The following is a 20,765-nucleotide window of genomic DNA, read 5'->3' on the forward strand; positions in this document are numbered from 1 at the left end:
ACTGTTCCGTCTTGGGCGCGATATCGTCCATTTTAACGATTTGTTAAAGAATAGCCTCTTTGCGAAAGCCTCGCGAATCCAATCCGTTGCCGTGGTTAATATGCGGCGGGCCGGAATTGCCCGGCCGGGCTTCCAACGAGCTCGAAGTTTGCGGCTGAATTGCCGGTTTTAAGGCGCCGGGGTGCCTGGTTCTGTCAGGGGGAGACCGCCTTTGCTTTCGCCAGCCATCATGCCATCTATCATCGGCAGTCCGTCCGTGCCGGTGAGCGGAAACCATTTGCTCCGGTCGAAGAACAGGTCTCCCGGCACGTTGCGGTCCGGCTTGCTGATCTGATTGGCAAGGAAATTGTAGCGCGGGATTTCGCCGAATTCCCGTTTGAGCTGGATGCGGCTGCCGAAATTGCTGACATCGAAGGGTTCAAGCGCCTGGATTTTGGCAATGATCTCTTCCGGGTTTCCCCAGCGAACCTGATGCAGGAAGATGTTGGCGGCTTTCCCGGCGCGTTCGGCAACCTCAGCCGTGTCGGCTGTGTTTTCGATATTCAGTTTGACGCGAAAGGAGGTGACGCGGTTTTCCCCGTCGCCCTTGATCAAGATGAAAAGCGACGACTGCACGGTTTGAGCAGCGCCTTCTGCCGGAAGGTCTATCGACGAGGAGCATTCCCAATTTTCATTGTTGGCGCGGCTGCTCGTCCACTCCAATTGGCCGAAACCACCGTCCCGCAACTGCTCGCACAGGGTGCCTGGATCGCTTTGGATCAGGCGGATGAAGCGCTGCTCTGCGGTCTTCAGATTGGCAAAGGCGTAGACCGGCAGGACCATGCGCGCCGGCGGCAGCCGTATGCCGCGGCTGTGCTTGATCGTCACTTTTTGTGGCGGCGGGGCGGGCTTGATGATCAGGCCGGGATAGCCGAGATAGGTCAGCAGCAGATCGAGATTGCGGTGATTGTTGGCTAGCAGAACCGTCGCCAGAATGCCGGCAAAGACCAGCCCGACGGCAGCAAGAAAGAAAATCTTTCCGGACCGGTTTTTTCGCGGCACGTTCATGGCGAGACCTGAAACGCGCAGGTTTCACCAGTCCTAGACGTCATCGATCCGCATGCCCTAGCCATCCGGCGCTTCCCGCTACCCTGGCGATAGGTATTGTCGAGAAAAAACAGACATATCAAGGTATAAAAATGACCGAGGCCTCACCATCGCGTGACGCTCGGGAGTTTGTCGCAGGAAAAAGCCGACTTCACGCGGATTCATCCCGGTATGGCCACCGGTAACCTGCGCAGGCATCGTGACTTCAGTTCTGCTTTTTACTGCAGAGCGGTTGCCCGGCTGGCCGATGTTTCGCCGCCGAAGATGATCACCGCAAACAGCAGGACGCCCGCGAACGTGATCAGCGATGCGATGGCGACAACCGGCTCCATCTCCGGGTACCCGGTCAGCATGAGGTAGAGTGCCGGCACCATCAGCGCGACGCCTGCGGTATAGACCAGATATTGGATCATCGCGATCCGCCGTAGGGCCTTGGCAGGGTTCAGCGCGTGATATCCGCCAAAGATCGCCATGGTCACCCAGCCGAGCAGATTGGCATGGGCATGGGCGCCGATGGCGCTGTGATCCTGCGAGATGGCCATGTTCAGGCCCATGGCGATGCCGATGATCAGGAAAATGATGGCCGTGCGGAAATAGAGCGTTGCGATGCGTGGCATTGTGTCTTCCCCCGAAGTGTAACCCCGGGAATATTAGCATTCCCTCCAGCTCTGCGCGAGAAGCCAAATTTGGCCGTTTCCAAACCGCGACGGGTTCTTCAACTTCCCTCGTCGGGAATGTTGAGGACATGGCCGCAGGCCTTGCAATGCACCGCATCGGCATCGTGACGCTGCAGGCCGCATTGCGGGCAGGGGAAGACGACCTTGTGCGGCCGCACGATCGCCTGCGCCAGCCGCACGAACAGCGAGATGCCGAAAATCATCGTGATGATCGAGGTCAGCTTGCCGAGCGTTCCGGGCAGGGTGATGTCGCCGAAGCCGGTTGTCGTGATGGTGGCGACGGTAAAATAGAGCGCATCGACGAAGCCCTCGATGCCTGCCGCCTGATGATAGAAGAACGCGGTATAGACAAAGCCGGTGACGAGGAACAGGAAGGTGACGAAGTTGATGCAGGCGCGGACCACTTCTTCCCATTCGCCGTATCCTGCCCGTTTGATCAGCAGCGTGAACACCTTGCTCTGGCCGAGCGACCAGATGCGCAGGGCGCGCAGGAAGGCGAAGTTGGAAAACTGCGCGGGAAAGAGCAGGGTCGCGAGGATGGCAATATCCACCCAGGTCATCGGCCTGGTCAGCCAGCGCCGGAAGCTTGAGGCGATCAGCGCCCGGGCGCCAAGCTCGAAGGCGATCAGGGCGGCGATGGCATAGTCGATGATGAGAAAGGTGCTGCCGGCGGCGAAATAGGGGCCGACGAGGAAGAAGATGATGATGGCGAGATCGATGATCGCCATGGTGATCTGGAACCGGATGGCCCGCAGACTGGTGCCCAGATAGAGCATGCGCAGCCAGGCGCGTACACCCTGCAAAACCGGTTGTTCGGGTTCATCAATCTTTGCGTGCTTCGTCATGAAATTGAGATAGGCTGGTGCGCCGGAGCGGTCAATGCTGCGCATGCGGGACGCAGGCATTGTTCGCCGCAATGGCCTTCGAATTTGCGGGCGTTTTGACCGTCGCGGGAACGCCTGGAATCCGGCAGATGAAGATTACATTAAGTTCACTTTATTTAGCTGTTGCAGGATGTATATCGTTGGAGAAATCACAGTCTGCAATGCCCCACCAGGTGCTCCATGTCCAATCCAGCCGATAGAAACGATGAGCCCGGCGGCGCTCAGGTCCTTGTTCAGCGGGTGTGGCTTCAGGGCCGGCTGCTGACGGCGATTGCCACGATCCTCATCCTTGCCCTTGCGGGTTACGCAATCTTCCACCTGACGAGTGAAGTCCGCTACGAAGACGTGATGTCGGCGCTGGACAAAACCAGCGCAACAGCCATCGCGCTGGCGATCGGTTTTACCGGCTTGAGCTTCTTCGCGCTGACCTTCTACGATGTCGGGGCGTTGATCTATCTGAAGAAAAAATTGCCCTATGCGGATGTCGCGCTGACGGCGGCGGCGGCCTATGCCGTTGGCAATACCGCAGGTTTCGGGCCGCTCAGTGGCGGCGCCATCCGTTACCGCGCCTATTCGCGGCTGGGGTTGAAGCCTGAGGAAATCGGCGGGATCATCGCCTTTGTCACGCTTGCCTTCGGACTGGGGCTGGCAAGCGTCGCAGCGCTCAGCCTGTTGATGATCGCTCCGGAAGTGGCGCCGCTGGTCGGCATGAGTTCATCTGCGCTGCGCGCCATCGCGATTTTGATCCTCGCCGTTCTTGCCGCGCTGATGGTGGCCGGACGGGACAATCGCACCCTGCAACTGGGGCAGTTTTCGCTGCGTGTTCCCGATTCGCGCACGGCGTCCCGCCAGTTTCTCGTCACCGTCTTCGATCTCGCCGCCTCGGCCTCCGTCCTTTACGTGCTGTTGCCCGATAATGTCATCGGCTGGCCGGCCTTTCTGGCCATCTACGCGGTGGCTGTCGGGCTTGGCGTACTCAGCCATGTGCCGGCTGGCCTTGGCGTGTTCGAGACCGTCATCGTTGCCGCGCTTGGCCAGGCTGTCGATGTCGATACGGTTCTGGGTGCGCTCGTCCTTTACCGCCTGATCTACCATGTCCTGCCGCTGCTTCTCGCCGTCATCTTCGTCATCGGTGCCGAGTTGCGCAGCCTGTACCGCAAGCCGATGGCTTCCAGTCTTCGCCGGGTTGCCGGGCGGTTGACGCCGCTGCTGCTTGCCACGCTGGCGCTGATCCTGGCCGCCATGCTGGTGTTTTCCAGCGTCACGCCGACGCCGGACGACAATCTGGCCTTCCTGTCGGATTACGTGCCGTTGCCGATCATCGAAGGCACGCATTTCCTGGCAAGCCTGCTTGGCCTCGTTCTCGTCATTGTCGCGCGCGGTCTTGCGCGGCGGCTGGACAGCGCCTGGTGGGCGGCACTTGTGGTTGCCGTCATTGCCCTGCTGTTTTCGCTCCTCAAGGCGGTCGCGCTGATCGAAGCCAGCCTACTGGCCTTCTTCATCGTCAGCCTGCTGGCCACGCACCGCCTGTTTGACCGGCCGGCAAACCTGTCGAACGAACGGCTGACGCTGCCCTGGCTGACGGCGATGCTGGCGCTCTGCGCCTTCGCCGTGATCGTGCTGTTGTTCGTCTATCGCGACGTCGAATACAGCAATACGCTCTGGTGGCAGTTCGAACTGTCGGAGGAAGCGCCGCGTGGCCTGCGTGCGGTGCTCGGCTTGACGATCTTTTCGGGTGCGGCCGCACTCTGGAGCCTGTTGCGGCCGGCCAAGGGTCCACGCGAAGCGTCGTCCACGGCCGATATCGACAGGGCGATCGCCATCGCGAGGGCGCAGGACATGTCGGACGCCAATCTCGTGCGGATGGGCGACAAGAGCCTGATGTTTTCGACCGATGGCCGCGCCTTCATCATGTATGGCCGCCAGGCCCGGTCCTGGATTGCGCTGTTTGATCCGGTCGGCCCGCGCGATGCCTGGCCGGACCTGATCTGGCAGTTCATCGAGGAGGCACGGTCTTGCGGCTGCCGCCCGGTCTTCTATCAGGTGTCTCCCGCCGGACTGTCCTATTACGCGGATGCGGGGCTGCGGGCGTTTCGCCTGGGCGAGCTTGCGACGGCCGATCTGACGACGTTCGAGCTCAAGGGCGGCAAATGGGCCACCCTTCGCCAGACCGTCAGCCGGGCGCAGCGCGATGGGCTGGAATTCGCTGTGGTCGAGCCGGATGGCATCCCCGCCATCATGGGCGATCTGGTTGCGGTCTCCGACGCCTGGCTTGAGCATCACCGTGCCAAGGAAAAGGGGTTTTCGCTGGGAGCGTTCAATGCCGGCTATATTGCCGCCCAGCCGGTTGGAATTCTCAGGCTGAACGGCAAGATCGTCGCCTTTGCCAACATTCTCGTGACCGATGTCTGCGAGGAAGGGACGATCGACCTCATGCGCTTCCTGCCGGATGCACCAAAGGGCTCGATGGATTTTCTGTTCGTATCGCTGATGGAATATCTGCGTGACAAGGGGTTCAAGCGGTTCAATCTGGGCATGGCGCCGCTCGCTGGACTTTCGGGACGGCGGTCGTCGCCGGTGTGGGACAAGGTCGGCCGCACGGTTTTCGAACACGGCGAACGCTTCTATAACTTCAAGGGCCTGAAGGCCTTCAAGTCGAAATTCCATCCGCACTGGCAGCCGCGCTACATGGCGGCGGGTGGTGGTATCAATCCCGTTCTGGCACTGATGGATGCAACATTCCTGATTGGCGGCGGCGTAAAGGGAATTGTAAAGAAATGATCTTGAAGACATTTTGCCAGGCCGCCTTCGCAGCCAGTCTGTTGCTTGCCGCAGTCCCGGCGCGGTCGCAAGATCCGGCCGCCTTCGATACCGGCATGATCCCTTCGCCGCATATCCTCATGCCATCCGGCGACGTCGCAGCCGCCGTCGTCCTGATTTCCGACAAGGCCGGCTGGTCGGACAAGGAAGACACGCTTGCCAAGAGCCTCACGGATGGCGGGGCGCTGGTCATCGGTATCGATCTGCCCAGCTATCTGGCGTCGCTCTCAAAGGATGACGGCGACTGCATCTATATGGTCTCCGATATCGAGGCGCTGAGCCAGCAGGTTCAGCGGGCCGCAAAAAACAATGATTACCGGCTGCCGATCGTTGCCGGTGCGGGGGCGGGCGGTGCCTTGGCCCTTGCCATTGCCGCGCAGACCCCGGCAGCGACGATCGGGCAGACGCTGGCGATCGATCCGGAGGCCGGGATCGCGCTGAGCAAGCAACTCTGTACGCCTGCCGAGAAGAAAAAGCTGGGCGATCACATGCTCTATGGCCTGACCGACGGGCCGCTTCCCGATCCGGTCACCGTGCTGTTCACAAAGGACGCACCGGCCGATGGCCGCGCCCATGTGGCGGAACTGACCGCCAAGCATAGCGATATCGAGATCACCGAAACGGATGACGACATGTGGACGGCCTTTTCCGATGCGCTGTCGGCGCTGGTGACCGCATCTGCAGGTGAGGACAATCCGCTCGGCCTGCCCTTGACCGTGCTTGAGGCCAAGCCGACGCGCGATACGATGGCGATCGTCTATTCCGGCGACGGCGGCTGGCGCGATATCGACAAGGAAGTCGGCGATGTCCTGCAAAAGCAGGGCATGCCGGTGGTCGGCATCGATTCGCTGCGTTACTTCTGGTCGGAACGCCAACCGCAGGAAACCGCCGATGACCTGCACCGCATCATCGCGCTCTATAGCAAGCGCTGGAGCGTCAAGCACATCCTGCTGATCGGCTATTCCTTCGGCGCCGATATTCTGCCGAGGACCTACAATCTCCTGCCGCAGGCCGATCGCGACCGCGTGGCGCAGGTGTCGCTTCTCGCCGTATCGCATCAGGTGGATTACAAGATTTCGGTGCTTGGCTGGCTGGGTGCGTCTGCCGCCGATGGGGCGGGCGATCCGGCAGATGATATCACCAAGATGAAGCCGGCGCTCGTGCAGTGCATCTATGGCACGGACGAAGAAGACGACGTATGCCCGACCTTGAAGGATACCGGCGTCGAAGTCATCGGCATCGAGGGCGGTCATCATTTCGATGAGGACTATCCGGCGCTGGTGAAGCGCATCCTGGATGGATTCGACCGCAGGATTGCTGCGGGCGCCAAACCTTGAGGTATAGTCAAAGACACAAAAAAGCGCTGGACCAAATTTGCGGTTGGTCCAGCGCTCTATTGAAAACTGTCGTCTGCTGTCGACGCTATTGCTTCTTGGCTTCCTCTGTATCCGCGCGGCCGCTTGGGATCGAGCTGGAGGTGACCGAAACCGGGTCGCTGGCGGGGAAGGACGATTCCAGGCCTTCATCCAGCTGCTCTTCCAGTGTCCCCGTATCGCTGGCAGCGCGCGCGCTGCGCAGCGAAATCACGGCGGGTGATTCCGTTGAAGAATCGTCGTTGGCGCCGGCATCTGCCTCGCCCTCGTCGGGTTGCTCAAAGCTCGCCACCTGCAGCATCATCTGTTTGGCGCGTGCGATGGCATTGAGACGGTTGAGGCCATCGGATTGCGTCTGCTGCATCTGAACCGAAATCACGTCGCCGCCTTCGCCGACAAATTCGACGGTCATGAGGCCGGATGACGGTTGCGGATGGACCTGTGTGCCGATGACTTCCATAACAATTGCCTCCGTGAATACGTTACCGCTGATAACAACGTCTGGGGAGGTTTTGTTCCGTGCTCAAGCTTGCGTTCTGCACCACGGCGAGATGCCTGAATTGCAGATCCGGCCCCTGATTTTGGCCAGCAAGACGGGCCGCAAAGACAGTTGCCGGAATGCAAAAAGAGCGGCCGGAGCCGCTCTTTGATGGATGAAAATGAAGCGCAGCGATCAGGCTGCGACGTCGTCCAGTTCGCGATCCTTGAACATGCGCGCAAGGTTGAGGAAGCAGATCATGCCGGTTTCGTTGGCGATGATGCCTTCCGCATAGCTCTTGTCGAAGGATGTGGTGATTTCCGGAACCGGCTGCACCTGGTCGCCGCGAACGGTCAGGATGTCGGAGACGCGGTCGACGACGAGGCCGATGACCATGTTGTGGACTTCGGCGACGACGATGGCGCTGCGCTCGTTGGCAACCGTGCTCTTCATGCCGAGCTTATGGGCAAGGTCGATGATCGGAATGACGGTGCCGCGCAGGTTCATGACGCCGAGAACGTCGGCCGGCGAATGCGGGATCGGGGTGGAGGGCGCCCAGCCGCGGATTTCGCGGATCGTCGTGGTCTTCACGCAAAATTCCTGATCGTGAAGACGGAAGGCGATGATCTCGAGTGTTTCGTGACCAAAGGTACCTGTAGAGATCGTAGTGTTCATCAAAATTCTTCCCAGCTATCCCGATTGGCGGCAACTGCCATGTTTGAACTAAAGGCCTTCGCTACCCGGTTGGCCATGGTTCGGGCCGGGGAAGCGACCGGTTTTGCGTCCTGCCGCGCTGTCGCCAAGCGACCCTGCGATGCCTCGCCGACCTTGAACTGGCTGAGCAGACTGAAAAGACTGTCCGCTTCCTTTGCCAAGGCATGGCTGGCAGCCGTGGATTGCTCGACCATTGCTGCATTCTGCTGTGTACCTTGGTCCATTGTATTCACAGCCAGGTTAATTTCTTTCAAACCTGTCGCCTGTTCTTTTGCACCTTCGACAATCGCGGTCACATTGGTGTTGATCTGATGCACCTGTGCCAGGATTTCCTCCAGCGCCTTGCCGGCTTGCCCGACGAGGGAGACGCCGGTCTTGACCTGATCGCTGGAGGTGGTGATGAGGCTCTTGATTTCCTTGGCCGCTTTTGCCGAGCGCTGGGCAAGTTCGCGCACTTCCTGCGCCACCACCGCAAAGCCCTTGCCGGCATCGCCGGCGCGGGCCGCCTCGACGCCGGCATTCAGCGCAAGCAGGTTGGTCTGGAAGGCGATCTCGTCGATGACGCCGATAATGCTGGAAATCTCGCGCGAGGAGTTTTCGATCCTGCCCATCGCCTCGACGGCGTTTTGCACCACAGCGCTGGAGCGCTCGGCGCCGAGCTTGGTCTGTGCCACCAGCGTGCCTGCCTCTTCGGCGCGGCGGCTGCTGTCTGCCACCGTCGTGGTGATCTGTTCGAGGGCGGCGGCAGTTTCCTCGATCGATGCTGCCTGCTGTTCCGTACGCTTTGAAAGATCCACGGCCGCATTGTGGATCTCGCTCGATCCGGCAGTGATCGCTTGCGCATTGGTGCCAACGGCGCGCATGGCCTGTTTCAGCTTGTCGATGGACTCGTTGAAGCTGATGCGCAGGTTTTCGAGCGCCGGGATGAATTGCCGGTCGAGATGCTGATCGAGATTGCCCTCGGCCAGATCCTTCAGCGCGCCTGCCAGTTCCTGGCTGTTGTTGACACGGCCGGTCACGTCGGTGGCGAACTTGACCACTTTCACGACCGATCCATTCAGGCCGAAAATCGGATTGTAGCTTGCCTGGATCCAGACCTGCCTGCCGCCCTGACCGATCCGCTTGAATTCATCGGCGATGAACGCGCCGGTGCGCAGCTTGGCCCAGAAGTCCCTGTATGCGTCACTGCGGCTATAGGCGGGCTCGCAGAACATGCTGTGATGCTTGCCCTGGATATCGGAGAGTTTGTAGCCCAGCGTGGCGAGAAAATTCTCGTTCGCGCTCAGGATATCGCCGTTCGGGGTGAATTCGATGACGGCCTGGGCGCGCGAGATCGCATCGATCTTGCCGGCATCCTCGGCGTTTTTCAGTTTTGCTTCTGTGACGTCGGTTGCAAACTTGATGATCTTGTAGGGTTTTCCTCCCCGGAAGACGGGATTATAGGATGCCTCGATCCAGATTTCCCGGCCACCTTTTCCGATGCGTTTATATTGGCGGCGATCGAACTCGCCACGGGCAAGCCGCTGCCAGAACTGGCTATACTCGGCGCTAACCGCATCAGCCGGATCGACAAAGATGCGGTGGTGCTGGCCGATGATCTCGGACAGGCTGTAGCCCAGGGTTTTGCAGAAGTTCTCGTTGGCTGTCAGGATCTTTCCCTGCAGATCGAACTCGATGATGGCCTGCGATCGCTGCATCGCAGACAGGATTGCCTTGGCATCGCGGCCGAAAGGCGATGGGAAACTGCTCATGGCTGTCGGTCCTTATGGCATGGCGAAGCAAGGCGCGCGGATGCGCGCCGCTCGATCGGGGCGAAGTTGCGTTGCTTGGAAATGCGCACGTCTGGAACGGTACCCTCATCGTGTGAGGGTCCGTCAGTTCATGCCGGGTTACCGGCGTTGCGCGAAAGCGTCATGCCCGGTCCTTACCGGTCGCGTAGCAATATCTAGGGGTTAAAACTTGAACAGATATTTAAGATTTGGCGTTTCCCGATCAGGATCGGCAAAAATATGACAAATAAAAATACCCGGCTCAACGCCGGGTATGGAGTGAAAATCGGGCACATTCAAAGGGTGCAGAAAGCCGCATTTTCAGGCTTTGCGCCGCCAATCACTGTGCGGTGAGAACGCCGGCGAATTGTTCGACGGCCCAGTCCACCTGATCGGCCGTTATGACCAGCGGCGGAGCGATGCGGATCGTGTCACCATGGGTGTCCTTGGCAAGGATGCCGCGTTCTTTCAGCGCTTCGCAATATTTGCGGGCGCCGCCGGCTTCAGGAACCAGTTCGACGGCGAGCATCAGGCCACGGCCGCGCACCTCCTTGATGATGTTGGAGCGGATATCCTTGAGGCCCGCCTGGAAACGATCCCCCATGCGGGCGGAGTTGCCGATCATGTCTTCGTCCGTCAATGCTTTCAGCGAGGCGCGGGCAATGGCGCAAGCCAGCGGATTGCCGCCGAAGGTCGAGCCATGCTGGCCGGGCTTCAGGACGCCCAGAACCTCGGAATTGGAGAGCACGGCCGAGACCGGATAAAAGCCGCCCGAGAGCGCCTTGCCGATCAGGGTCACGTCGGCTTCGATGCCCTCGTGTTCTTCGGCAAGCAGCTTGCCGGTGCGGCCAAGGCCGGTCTGGATCTCATCAAGGATCAGGGTAATGCCGTGCTTGGAGCAAAGCGCGCGCACTTCCGGGAAATAGCCCTGCGGCGGGATCATCACGCCGGCTTCGCCCTGGATCGGCTCGATCAGGAAGGCCACGGTGTTTTCATTGATAGCAGCGCGGAAGGCTTCGATATCGCCGAACGGAACGGTCTTGAAGCCGGGTGCGAACGGGCCGAAGCCCGAGCGGGCGTCCGGGTCGGTGGAGAAGCCCACAATGCCCATGGTGCGGCCATGGAAATTGTTGGAGCAGACGATGATCTCGGCCTTGTTCTCTGCAACGCCCTTGACCTCGTAACCCCATTTACGCACCGCCTTGACGGCGGTTTCGACGGCTTCGGCACCGGAATTCATCGGCAGGATCTTGTGGCTACCGGTCAGGGCTGCCAGTTCCTCGTAGAAATGCGCGAGCTGGTCGTTGCGGAAGGCGCGCGAGGTGAGCGTCAGCTTGCCTGCCTGCTCGACCATCGCGGCAAGGATCTTCGGGTGGCAATGGCCCTGATTGACGGCAGAATAGGCCGACAGGCAGTCGAGGTAACGATTGCCGTCGAGGTCCCAGACATAAACGCCTTCGCCGCGCGACAGGACGACGTCGATCGGTTTGTAGTTATGTGCGCCCAGCCGGTATTCGGTTTCGATCAGTGCGTTGGTCGTGTTCATGGTTCCTCCGGTCGTTTGTTTGGGTCAGGCGCTACGGGTCGGGCGATCAAGGATGCGGCGGCCGAACAGGCTGGCTGTCAGCTCGACGAGGATGCGGGCGCTCTTGCCCCGGTCGTCGAGAAAGGGGTTGAGCTCGACCAGGTCCAGCGAGGAGACGAGGCCGCTGTCGCAGAGCATTTCCATGATCAGATGCGCTTCGCGGAAGGTCGCGCCGCCGGGAACCGTTGTGCCAACGCCGGGTGCCAGTTCGGGATCGAGAAAATCGACGTCGAGGCTGACATGCAGCAGGCCATTGGCGGCTTTGATCGTGGCGATGATCTCGTGCATGATATGGGCCATGCCGGTCTCGTCGATGGCGCGCATGTCATAGACATTGACGCCATGCGCGGCGATTTCCTCGCGTTCGCGGTCATCGACCGAGCGGATACCGACCTGAAAGACGTTCTTCGGATCAACCATCGGCCGGTCCTTGTCGAGGATCGGCGTGAATTCGGCCTGGCCGCAGAAGAAAGCCACCGGCATGCCATGCATGTTGCCGGACGGCGATGTTGCGGGCGAATTGAAATCGGCATGGGCATCGAGCCAGAGGACGAAGAGCGGACGGCCCTGCTCCTTGGCATAGCGCGCCATGCCGGAGACCGAGCCCATCGACAGGGCATGATCGCCGCCGAGGATCACCGGGAATTTGCCGGCGCGGGCAGCCTGATGCACCGATTCGTCGAGCGCGCGGGTGATGGCCGCGACGATCTGCAGATTGTTGGCCTTCGGATGATTGGGCAGGTCGCGGGCAGGAAGCGGCCTCAGGTCGCCTTCGTCGGTCACGTTGTGGCCAAGGCCGGCCAGGATGGTGTCGAGACCGGCAATGCGCAGGGCCGCCGGACCCATGGCCGCACCGCGGCGGCCGGAGCCTTCTTCGAGTGGCGCGCCGATAAGCACAATGTTCTTGTTGGATTCAGCCATGATCTTCCCCGCAAGTTCGCGTGATGCCGGTTTGCCCGGTTTGTGCGCGGATTATACGGGTTTGTTCGTTGGCAAATAGATGGAAAACTGGCAAATAGGCAGCTATAATTGACAGTATGAGAAGTGCGGATGGACAGAATGATAAGTCTTGATGATCTCGATCATTCCCTGATCAGTGCGCTGCGTCACAATGCCCGCACGCCGGTTTCCGCCCTTGCCGCGACAACCGGCGCATCACGCGCGACGGTCGCTGCCCGCATCGACCGGCTGGTGGCGTCCGGCACTATTGCCGCATTCACTATCCGGACCGGGGCGGAGCTTTCCGGCAGCGGCGTGCGCGCTATCGTCATGATCGAAATCCACGGCAAGATGGCCGACCGTGTCGCCATGCAGCTGCGCGGCCTGCCGCAGGTGCGGGCGCTTCACTCGACCAATGGCCGGTGGGATTTCATTGCGGAGCTGGAGGACAAGGATCTTGCGACTTTCGACGAGACATTGCGCCTCATCCGGCTGATCGACGGGATCAACCTGACGGAGACGAACATCCTCTTGAAGACCAGCAAGATTTCAGCGGCGGTTTAATCCAGGACGGTATCGAGCGGCTTCGCCGCTCAATATTCCTTCTCATAGAAGATACCGCCGCCAGCGCCGCTGGCGCCAGCTTCGCCGCGCAGCTTGACGCCCCGGCCGACATCGAGATTGATGATCGCCTTGCCGCCACCGGCCTCGGCGCCCGATTGCAGTTCGAGATAGGTCCGGTCGTTGAGATACTTTCCGGCCGTCACCGTGGCCCCGCCGGTCGCGTCCGTCGAAACGTCGAGATCATCCACACCCAGCTTGTTGCGCAGCCCGCTCAAGAGCGAGTTGGAGCCACCGCCGGCCAGTTCGCTCACCGCGCTGGCGAGCTGCGCGATCTGCAGGGCCGACAGATTGGACAGCGACCGGTTGAAGATCAGCTGCGCCAGGATTTCGTCCTGCGGCAAGGCAGGCGACGAGGAGAACGTGATGGCCGGGTTGTTGGCCGGGCCGGCGACGTTGACGGTGACTGTCGTTGATCCGGCGGTGGAAGTAGCGTCGAGATCGAGCGTGGGCACCAGATTGCCGCCGAAGCTGATCGTGCCATCGGCAAAGGTGAGACGCTTGCCGAGAATTTCCAGCCGGCCGCGCCGCATTTCGAAAGCGCCGGAAACGGCGGGTTCGGCTGCGGTGCCGCGAATGGTCAGGTCGCCGCCGAGTTCGGCATCGATACCGCGTCCGCGCACGAACAGTTTGCTTGGCGCGCTGACGGCCAGATCGAAAGCAATGCCGCCGCTCTTGGTGCTGCCGCCGCTGCCCGTATCCTTGCGGACGTCCGCTTCCATCTGCCTTACCTTGGCAGGCGCGTTCTTGTGCTTGATGTCGATCTCCGACAGCGACGCGGGAAGCTTTTCGGGAATGGTGATCGCGGCCTTGCTGATCGTCACCTTGCCGCCCAGCACCGGCGTTGCGGTCAAGGAACCCGTCAGCGTCAACGCACCATCAACGCTGGCTGTAAACAGGCTGCCATCGACATAGGTTGCCTTGGCCAGGCGGATGGAAAGATTGGCCGGAAAGCCGGACCCTGGGGCGATGCCGACCGTTCCGGTGACATCGAGCGTGCCGCCGCTGGCGAGCTTGCCGGAAAGCTTCTGGATATTTGCCTGCCTGCCATCGAGCGCAACATTGGCGGTCAGATCGGTGATCGCCACATTATGCCGGACATCGACGAAGCGTGCGCCTGATGTGGAGATCGTGCCGGTAACCTGCGGTGCGGTGGCGGCACCCGTGATGGACAGATCGACATTGGCTCCGCCGGTCAGGGTAAAGCCCTGTGCGGCCAGGAGGTCTGCGGCAAGGCCGAAGGGCAGATTGCCGGAGGCCTTGATGTCGAGCGGCATATTGCCGGTGATGCCGACCTTGCCGCCGGCTTTGAAGGCGAGGCCGCCGGCGCCATTCAGCGTGGTGTCGAGCGTCACGACATTGTTGGCAAACTGGCCTTTCGCTGCGATATCGAGCGCGCCGACGCCGGCGGATTTCGCCTGCGCGATTGCGGCATTTGCCCAGCGCAGATCATAGGCGACGACGGGTGCTGCCGATGTTCCGGTGACATCGACCTTGCCGCTGATGGCGCCATCGGCCCCGAGCGACGGCACGAATGTGTTGGCGAGGCTTGCGGGCAAGGCATTGAGGTTGACGTCGAGATCGAGCTTTTCTCCGGCCGCGCCGGTGACAGCGACCGTACCTCCGGAGGCGCCGATCGTCAGCTTCTGCAGGCTGACCCTGCCGTTCTCGATGGTGATCGTCGTTGGCGCCGACAGTTTGACCGGGATTTTTCGTGGCGTCGCGGTAAAGGACGCCAGATTGACGGTCGTCTTGCCGTTCACCGTCTGGATATCGGCCCGTAGGTTGAGCGGCGCACCGTCATACCGGCCGTCGAGCGTCACGTCGGTCTTGCCGGCCTGCTGGGTGAAGTCGAGCTTCAGGCCGTTGACGCGGTTTTGACCCTGCGCAAAGGCCTCGACCGAGAGATTGCCCTTGATCGCCAGAGCCTTGAGGTCGGCGATCGTGATGTCTGCGACGGGCTTTGTGATAACGAGATCGCCGCGCCTGATGCCCGAACCGCTGGCTTTCAGCGCAATCGAGGTCTTGCCGCCGTCGCTGTTGATTGACGCCGATCCGGCCAGATCGCCGGAGGCCTTTTCGCCCGCCATGGCGGCCAGCAGGCCGACATCGGGGAATGTGAAGTCGATATTGCCCTGCGGCAGGAAATCGGTGGTGAACTGGATCTTGCCGTTCAGCCTGTTGTCGCCGATCTGCACCTGCAGAACCGGAAGGCTGGTGCGGCCATTCTCGGAGACGAGCTCGGCATTGACGTTGATCGCCTGGCCGCCCAGCGCGCCGGTGGCCTTGATCTTTGCCTGCGGATTGTCCGGGTTGGCGGTCGCATCGGCGGTGAGCTGAAGGTCGCTCAGGGTGCGCCCGGCCAGCGTCGCGCCGCTGGAGGTGACTTCGGCCTTGATGGCGAGATTGTCGAGCGGGCCGGTGGCATCGACCTTGAGATCGGCAATGCCGCTTGCATCCGCCAGTACCTTGCCGAGATCCGGCAGGGTGCCGGTCAAAGCGGCCGTAAGAGCGCCATCCTTGAGGCCGACGGAGCCGGCGACCTGGATCGTACCGGAACCGACGGCCAGCCTGCTGACATCCACTGCACCATCCGCACCGGTGGTCACCATGCCGGACAATGTGATTGGGGTGTCGAACTTGGTGGAAACGGATGTGGGAAGGCCGGCCGGGAGAATGGAGAGGTTGAACCCGGCATTCAGCGACTTTGCAGCAATCTCGTACGCGCCGTTGACCGTGCCGCCAAGATGGTTGCTGTCGATGGTAACGGGATCAAAGCCGATCCGGTTCGGAGACACATCGAGAACGGTTTCGACCTTCAACGGCCCTTTCACCAGACGGTCGAGATCGGCGCTCGTCAGTTGCGTATTGCCGGTCTCGATGCGGGTGTTGATCAGGCCGGTCTGGGTCGACAAGTTGAAGGCATCGCTGCGAGCCGTCAGCCTGATCGCTTCGAGGCGGCCTTGCGGCAGGGCGAGCTGGCCGATATCGGCGCGGACGTCGAGCACGGCGGACTGCATTGTGCCGGTGATCGATGCGGTGCCGGTATCGAGCACGACATGCGCCTCGCCGTTTTCCAGCGGCAGGCGTGCGTCGATGCCGGCGAGTGCCGCGGTGATATCGAGCTTTTCACCGGCGCTGCCGTTCAGGGTCACCGTGCCGCCGGATGCGGCGATCGCCAGTTCCTGCAGATTGACCGCGCCGTTTTCGATCGTGATCGTCGTTGGTGCTGCCAGTTGCAGCGGGATCTTCTTCGGTGCTGCGGCAAACGACTGGAGATTGATCGTCGTCTTGCCGCCAGCGCTTTCAAGGTCGCCGCGCGCTGTCAGGGGCGCTGCGTCATAGGTGCCGTCGAGGGCGAAGTTCGTCTTTGGCCCCTGTTGCTCGAAGCCGAGCTTGAGCCCGGCAAGACGCGTGTCGCCCTGGCTGATCTCTTCGACGGTGACCGCGCCCTTGATCGCCAGCGCCTTCAGATCGGCGATGGCAATGTCGGCTGCGGGTTTGCTGATGACGAGATCGCCCCGCCTGATGCCCGACCCGTTGGCCTTGACGGCAACCGAGGTGACACCGTTGTCGGACGTGATGCTGGCCGTGCCCGCAAGGTCTCCGGACGCGGTCTGGCCGGCCATGGCGGCAAGCAATCCGAGGTCGGGGAAGTTGAAGGTGAGCGCGCCATTCGGCTGGAAATCCGCCGTCAGGTCGAGCGCCCCCGTCAGCGTGTTCTGGCCGATTGTCGCTTCGATCGAGGGAAGGCTGGTCGCACCTTTGGCAGACGCGATTTCGGCCTTGGCGTTGATGGCCTGTCCATCCAGGGCGCCGGTGGCGGTCACTGTCGCATTCGGGCCGTTCTGGCCGACTGTCGCGTCGGCGTTGATTGCCAGATCGTTGAGCGTGCGCCCGGCAAGCGTTGCGCCGTTCGCCGTTACCTCGGCCTTGATCGCCAAAGCATCGAGCGGGCCGCTGACATCCGCCTTGAAATTGGCCGCACCCTTGGCGTCTGCGAGGAACCTGCCGATTTCCGGGACGACGCCGCTGATGGCCGCTGTCAGGTTTCCGGTTTCGAGTGCCGCCGAGCCCGTCGCCTCCACGGTTCCGGACTTCAGCGCGAGATCGCTCACCGTGACATTGCCATTCGCCCCGGTGCCGAGATTGCCGGTCAGCGCAATGGTCGTATCGAATTTTGCCGCAAGCGCCGGGGGCAGGACAGCAGGAAGGGCGAAGAGCTTGAAGCCGGTGGCAAATGTGTTTTCGGCGATGGTGTAGGAGCCGGTGAGCGTTCCGCCAATACTGGCGCTTTCCAGCGTCAGCGGATCGAAAGAAACGGTTTCGGGGGTGACCGACAAAGTGCCATCGATTTTCACGGGGCCTTTGACCAGGCGGTCGATATCGGCGCTGACGAAGCGTGTGGCGCCCGTCTCGATGGCTGTCTTCAAGGGGCCGGTTTTGGTCGAGAGATTGAAGCCGTCGCTGAAGGCATGCAGCTTGATCGCCTCGATCTCGCCCTGCGGCAGCGTTGCCTTGCCGATATCGGCGCCGATGTCGAGGACGGCGGCCTGAGCTTCGCCGATCAGCGAAACGCTGGCATTGTTGATCGAGAGCTGCGCCTCGCCCTTGGCCAGCGGCAGGCGGAAGTCGATCGGGCCATTGGTCCCGGTCAGACTTGCCTGCAGGTCGTTTTGACCGGCTGTGCTATAAGTGCCGGATGCGGCAAATGTCAGCGCGGCGGTGGAGAATTTGCCTCTGTTGATGCGCATGGTCGTGCCATCGAACGCTGCCGACAAATCGATGTCGGTCGTGCCTTGAAACAGCGGCCGGAAGGCGGGCGGCAGGAGATCGCTGAACGTGCCGCCGCCCTTCAGCGACAGGGTGCGGAATCCATCCGGAGCCAGCGTGTGCTCGCCGTCCACCTTCAGCACTTCATTGCCATCTAGGGCTGCGGTTGCCGTGCCTGTCCATTTCGTCAGCGGACCATCGCCGGTGACGGAAATGCTGACCGCCGGTTCGCCCGGCAGGCGCATGGCCTTTGCCAGCAATCCGCCCTTCGGTTCGTTGATCGTGGTTTCGAGCTTCAGCTCGTTGGCGGCCGGATTGAAGACGATATCGGCAATCGCCTTGGCGTCCGGCCGGTCGCGCTGCGCAACCGCAAGGGCTGCGGCAATGCTGGCATTGGTCGCATTCAGCTTACCTTGCGCATTCAGGAACTGATCGACGCCGGCAATATCCTTGCCGATGATGATTTCTTCCAGATCGAAGGCATCGATCTTGACCTCGAGCGGCAGGGCGAAAGATTGGCGGACTTCCCTGGTTTCCTGCGAGGGGATCGGCAGCCGTTCAAGGCGCACGGATCCTGCCGATACGTTTGCCGCATCAAAGCGCTTGGAGAACAGGGCTGTCGGCGACCAGTCGATCTTGACTTCGCGGATTTCCGCATAGACGCCCTTGCTGTCGAACAGGGTCACGCTGGAAGCGGTGAAATCACCGGTCAGGAGTGCGCTCGGGTCGTTGATGCGAACGATCTGGTCCGGGGTCGAGGCATATTTCTCGATCATCGCGGCGACAAAACGCGCGCCGGGCGCGGTAAAACCTGCGAATAGGACCAGAAGCACGAGGGCGATCAGGGCAAAGCCTGCGCCATAAGCCAGCCAGCGCGACGCGATTTTCAGAAAACGGAGCAAACGATTCATTGTTCATCCATAGCGCAAGTCGCGTTGCGGTGAAATTGCGGTTCCCCAAAACCGGCGCTTTGCATCCGGAATCAGGCCGTGGTGACTGCCTCAGGCAATCAGAAGGATTGGCCGATACCGGCGTAGATTCCATATTTCGTGCCGCCCGGATAGGGATTCAGCGGCACGGCGACATCCAGCCGAATCGGCCCGAACGGCGTATTGTAGCGCAAGCCGATGCCGGCGCCGGCGCGGATATCGGAAAAATCCGGTGCCGTCTTGGCCGAGACAGTTCCCGCATCGATGAAGGGAACGATGCCGATCGTATCGGTAATGCCGATGCGCGCTTCCACCGTTCCGTTGACATAGGAGCGTCCGCCGAGGATTTCATCGTCGCCGTTGCGCGGGCTGATCTCCTGATAGGAATAGCCGCGCACGGTGCCGCCGCCGCCGAGATAGAAACGCCGGTTTGCGGGGATGGAGGCCAGGCCATCACCACCCGCAATCACACCGGCGCCGAGCCTTCCGGCGAGAACGAAACGGTTTTCCGCACCCAACCCGACATAGGCCGCCGCCGACCCTTCAAACGAACTGAAGAAGCTCTGGCCGTTGATCTCGTAGCTCGGCTTGGCATTGATCGAGGCGCGGTAGCCGGTTGTGGGATTGAGCTTATTGTCGCGGGTATCGCGGATATATTCGATCGGGATCGATGCGGTCAGATACTCGTTCTTTCCAAACGCATCCTCGACATCGGCCCAGGAAACCTCGCCACCGGCCGAGACCGTGTCAGTATCGGACAACTCGAACGTCGCCCCGGCCGCGCCCGTGAAAATCGTCGCCTTGTAGGCATCGGGATCCAGCAGCTGCGCCTTCAGGCTGGCATTGAAAGTGGAGGCAGGCCCGAATGCGCCGGGCTTGGCGAACAGAAGACCGGCCGAATAATCGAGGCTGCCGACATCGGTGGTTTCGCCGATGCGGCTGACCGATCCCTCCAGGCGCAGGGATTCAGCTCGCCCAAACAGGTTGCGGTGGCCCCAGTAACCCTGCAGGCCGAAGCCGTCCGTGGTGGAATATTGCGCGCCGGCGCCGAAATAGCGCTGCTTGCCTTCGGAAACCTCGATGGTCATCGGAATGGTGCCGTCAGGAGCAAGCTCGTTTGCCTGCTTGATGGTGATGCTGGAAAATACACCGAGCTGGCGCAACCGGTCGGACGCCTTGCGCAGGGCTTCCGGAGAATAGGGCTTGCCGCCGTTCAGACGGGAATAATCGGCAACGAAAGTGGGGTCCACGGTCTTGGTGCCGTTGACGGTGACGGTGCCCACCGGAGCGACGGGGCCGCCTTCGGCTGCGATCGTGACATCGACGGTGTTGGTGGCGTGATCAGCGACGACGCTGCGCTCGACCAGCTTGGCAAGCGGGCGTCCTTCTTCCTTCAAATCCTCGACGATCTTCTCGCCGGCCTTGATGATCAGCGTCGAATCTGCCCTGGCGCCGGACTTCAGATATTCGTCGGGACGGCGGCCGACGGCGTCACCTTTCAGAACGACGTCGCCAAGGGTGAAAACAGGGCCGGGGGTCACGGTGATCTCGACGGGCACCGGTGCGCCGTCCGGAAAGACGGGATCGGGCGGCAGCGTGTCGATATCCTGACCGTTGACCTTGACGGCGACGGTGCCGCCGTAACGGGCCTGTTCGTAAAGCGCTGCCAGCAGGCGGTCGCGGTCGTCACGCGCCTTGATGGCCAGGCCAAGATCACCGGAAACCGGCTTGTCCTTGTCCTGAAACAGCCGCGAGCTGTTTTCCAGCGCCTCTTTCAGGTCGGGGTCGGCGGAGGATTCGTTCAGTGTCAGGGTGAAATTGACGGGATCGACGATGTCGTTGGGTTCTTCGTCTTTTTCAAAAAACCGCATGCCGAAAATCTTGAAGGCATAGGCATCGGTCACCGACAAAGGTCCGCAGGCAGCCAGAGCCGCGACCGCAAAAGCAGCACCAACCTTCCGATACGCAACACTCATTGTCGGCAAACGCATAATTTCCGCATTCCGCTGTTCAGGCCACTTCGAACACCTGCCTGCCATCACGGCAGGGGCACAATCGCATGACAAGGTTTGCCGTTAGTTAACGATGACCCTACACAGCATTGACCGGAGGATGAA

Annotated in this window: 13 protein-coding genes; 3 read left to right on the plus strand and 10 right to left on the minus strand. The window is 61.2% G+C overall.

Translation table 11 applies throughout. The annotated features are described in order from the left end of the window. Positions 1-168 precede the first annotated feature (168 nt). From ASD32_RS16070 to ASD32_RS16080, 3 genes are all read right to left on the minus strand, one after another. On the minus strand, positions 169-1,047 hold the full coding sequence (locus ASD32_RS16070) for a DUF6030 family protein (RefSeq protein WP_060639059.1): 879 nt from the start codon (positions 1,045-1,047) through the stop codon (positions 169-171). 257 nt (positions 1,048-1,304) lie between these two features. Continuing rightward, positions 1,305-1,703 carry a hypothetical protein gene (locus ASD32_RS16075; protein WP_060639060.1) on the minus strand — a complete coding sequence of 133 codons (399 nt, stop codon included), beginning with the start codon at positions 1,701-1,703 and terminating at the stop codon, positions 1,305-1,307. Between the two features lie 98 nt (positions 1,704-1,801). Beyond that, positions 1,802-2,539 (minus strand): potassium channel family protein, encoded by a 738-nt coding sequence (locus tag ASD32_RS16080; RefSeq protein WP_162252672.1) that lies wholly within the window; start codon positions 2,537-2,539, stop codon positions 1,802-1,804. Between the two features lie 288 nt (positions 2,540-2,827). Between ASD32_RS16080 and mprF the strand changes: the two genes are divergently transcribed. Together mprF and ASD32_RS16090 are read left to right on the plus strand one after the other, a co-directional pair. Next, complete coding sequence (mprF, locus tag ASD32_RS16085; RefSeq protein ID WP_060639061.1) at positions 2,828-5,428, plus strand: bifunctional lysylphosphatidylglycerol flippase/synthetase MprF; 2,601 nt, start codon at positions 2,828-2,830, stop codon at positions 5,426-5,428. Further along, complete coding sequence (locus ASD32_RS16090; protein WP_060639062.1) at positions 5,425-6,804, plus strand: AcvB/VirJ family lysyl-phosphatidylglycerol hydrolase; 1,380 nt, start codon at positions 5,425-5,427, stop codon at positions 6,802-6,804. The genes mprF and ASD32_RS16090 overlap by 4 nt, the downstream gene beginning before the upstream one ends. A gap of 85 nt (positions 6,805-6,889) precedes the next feature. Here ASD32_RS16090 and ASD32_RS16095 read toward each other — a convergent pair whose 3' ends face one another. The 5 genes from ASD32_RS16095 to rocF all read right to left on the minus strand — a co-directional run bounded on the left by ASD32_RS16095 (position 6,890) and on the right by rocF (position 12,307). Then, positions 6,890-7,300, minus strand: coding sequence for a hypothetical protein (locus tag ASD32_RS16095; protein WP_060639063.1), 411 nt, complete (start codon positions 7,298-7,300; stop codon positions 6,890-6,892). 213 nt (positions 7,301-7,513) lie between these two features. Further along, entirely contained in the window at positions 7,514-7,993 is a 480-nt protein-coding gene (locus tag ASD32_RS16100) for a chemotaxis protein CheW (protein WP_060639064.1), read from the minus strand. Further along, entirely contained in the window at positions 7,993-9,783 is a 1,791-nt protein-coding gene (locus tag ASD32_RS16105; protein WP_060639065.1) for a PAS domain-containing methyl-accepting chemotaxis protein, read from the minus strand. Before ASD32_RS16105 ends, ASD32_RS16100 begins: the two co-directional genes overlap by 1 nt. 358 nt (positions 9,784-10,141) lie before the next feature. Further along, a complete protein-coding gene (rocD, locus tag ASD32_RS16110) occupies positions 10,142-11,347 on the minus strand; it encodes an ornithine--oxo-acid transaminase (RefSeq protein ID WP_060639066.1) in 1,206 nt (401 codons plus the stop codon). Between the two features lie 24 nt (positions 11,348-11,371). Next, positions 11,372-12,307: an arginase gene (rocF, locus tag ASD32_RS16115; protein WP_060639067.1), complete on the minus strand. Its 936-nt coding sequence runs from the start codon at positions 12,305-12,307 to the stop codon at positions 11,372-11,374. A gap of 138 nt (positions 12,308-12,445) precedes the next feature. On the opposite strand from rocF, the gene ASD32_RS16120 reads away from it, so the two are divergent. Continuing rightward, positions 12,446-12,889 carry an Lrp/AsnC family transcriptional regulator gene (locus ASD32_RS16120; RefSeq protein ID WP_060639102.1) on the plus strand — a complete coding sequence of 148 codons (444 nt, stop codon included), beginning with the start codon at positions 12,446-12,448 and terminating at the stop codon, positions 12,887-12,889. A 29-nt stretch (positions 12,890-12,918) separates the two neighbouring features. Here the strand turns inward: ASD32_RS16120 and ASD32_RS16125 are convergent, their stop codons facing one another. Both ASD32_RS16125 and ASD32_RS16130 read right to left on the minus strand, forming a co-directional pair. After that, a complete protein-coding gene (locus tag ASD32_RS16125) occupies positions 12,919-18,630 on the minus strand; it encodes a translocation/assembly module TamB domain-containing protein (protein ID WP_060639068.1) in 5,712 nt (1,903 codons plus the stop codon). 98 nt (positions 18,631-18,728) lie between these two features. Further along, positions 18,729-20,639 carry an autotransporter assembly complex family protein gene (locus ASD32_RS16130; protein ID WP_060639069.1) on the minus strand — a complete coding sequence of 637 codons (1,911 nt, stop codon included), beginning with the start codon at positions 20,637-20,639 and terminating at the stop codon, positions 18,729-18,731. Between the last annotated feature and the right edge of the window lie 126 nt (positions 20,640-20,765).

The organism is Rhizobium sp. Root483D2, assembly GCF_001426685.1.
GTDB classification, from domain to species: Bacteria; Pseudomonadota; Alphaproteobacteria; order Rhizobiales; family Rhizobiaceae; genus Pararhizobium; species Pararhizobium qamdonense.